Raw genomic sequence first — 1,010 nt, 5'->3', positions numbered from 1 at the left:
GTGAGTTCACCGTAAGGAACGTAATATTGAGTTTAAGGCTGTTCTCGCTTACGAACCGAAGAAGTAGCCGTTGTGCGGGGAGCAATCCCCGCATATCCGGTTGTCAGGTCAGGGTGGTAAGGCACCTGCTTTATACTTTCGCCCGCGGTCAGTGATGGCTGCGGGCGATTTCGTTTTAAGGGCAATGATCAGTTTTGCCGACAGAAGTCCGAAACAGGATTAACTGTATAAATAAACAGCTATTTTGCTAAGGAAGGGTAAGATAACGGCGGGTGCCTGAAGCTTTCCGGTTTCAGGTTTACTCTGAGGTCTGGAAAGATGAAGCCCCAGGACGATATTTCTATCAACCTGGGGCTACCTACCCAAACCTGAACAATTTGGATGGTAGTCCCTTCTTCGCATGGAGGCAATATAAACATGCTGACGAAATATGCCCTTGTGGCAGTCATAGTGCTGTGTTTAACAGTGCTGGGATTTACGCTTCTGGTCGGAGACTCGCTGTGTGAGTTCACCGTAAAGGAACGTAATATTGAGTTTAAGGCTGTTCTCGCTTACGAACCGAAGAAGTAGCCGTTGTGCGGGGAGCAATCCCCGCATATCCGGTTGTCAGGTCAGGAATGGTAAGGCACCTGCTTTACACTTTCGCCCGCAGTCAGTGATGGCTGCGGGCGATTTCGTATTAAGGGCAATGATCAGTTTTGCCGACAGAAGTCCGAAACAGGATTAACTGTATAAATAAACAGCTATTTTGCTAAGGAAGGGTAAGATAACGGCGGGTGCCTGAAGCTTTCCGGTTTCAGGTTTACTCTGAGGTCTGGAAAGATGAAGCCCCAGGAGATATTTCTATCAACCCTGGGGCTGCCACTCCGAACCTCAACAACTCGGATGGTAGTCCCTTCTTCGCATGGAGGCAATATAAACATGCTGACGAAATATGCCCTTGTGGCAGTCATAGTGCTGTGTTTAACGGTGCTGGGATTTACGCTTCTGGTCGGAGACTCACTGTGTGA

1 protein-coding gene and 3 pseudogenes are annotated in these 1,010 nt (G+C 48.6%); 2 read left to right on the top strand and 2 right to left on the bottom strand.

Features of this window, described 5'->3' with window-relative positions; all coding sequences use genetic code 11:
• Nucleotides 1-219 precede the first annotated feature (219 nt).
• A pseudogene (locus AACU94_RS24510) lies at nucleotides 220-449 on the bottom strand (hypothetical protein).
• Between AACU94_RS24510 and hokE (AACU94_RS24505) the strand changes: the two are divergent.
• Entirely contained in the window at nucleotides 418-570 is a 153-nt protein-coding gene (gene hokE, locus AACU94_RS24505) for a type I toxin-antitoxin system toxin HokE (RefSeq protein WP_000956465.1), read from the top strand. The pseudogene AACU94_RS24510 and the gene hokE (AACU94_RS24505) overlap by 32 nt on opposite strands.
• 153 nt (nucleotides 571-723) lie before the next feature.
• On the opposite strand, the pseudogene AACU94_RS24840 reads toward hokE (AACU94_RS24505), so the two are convergent.
• Nucleotides 724-953: pseudogene (locus AACU94_RS24840) on the bottom strand (hypothetical protein).
• Between AACU94_RS24840 and hokE (AACU94_RS24495) the strand changes: the two are divergent.
• Nucleotides 922-1,010 (top strand): annotated as a pseudogene (hokE, locus tag AACU94_RS24495) (type I toxin-antitoxin system toxin HokE); the annotation flags it as partial. The pseudogenes AACU94_RS24840 and hokE (AACU94_RS24495) sit on opposite strands and share 32 nt — an antisense overlap.

Origin of the sequence: Escherichia sp. E4702 (genome assembly GCF_963883545.1) — a bacterium.
GTDB lineage: Bacteria > Pseudomonadota > Gammaproteobacteria > Enterobacterales > Enterobacteriaceae > Escherichia.
This window is presented reverse-complemented; position numbering and strand designations above follow the sequence as displayed.

Excerpts from the sequence above, each read along its gene's own strand:
- hokE (WP_000956465.1), top strand. The coding sequence starts at position 418 with ATGCTGACGAAATATGCCCTTGTGGCAGTCATAGTGCTGTGTTTAACA.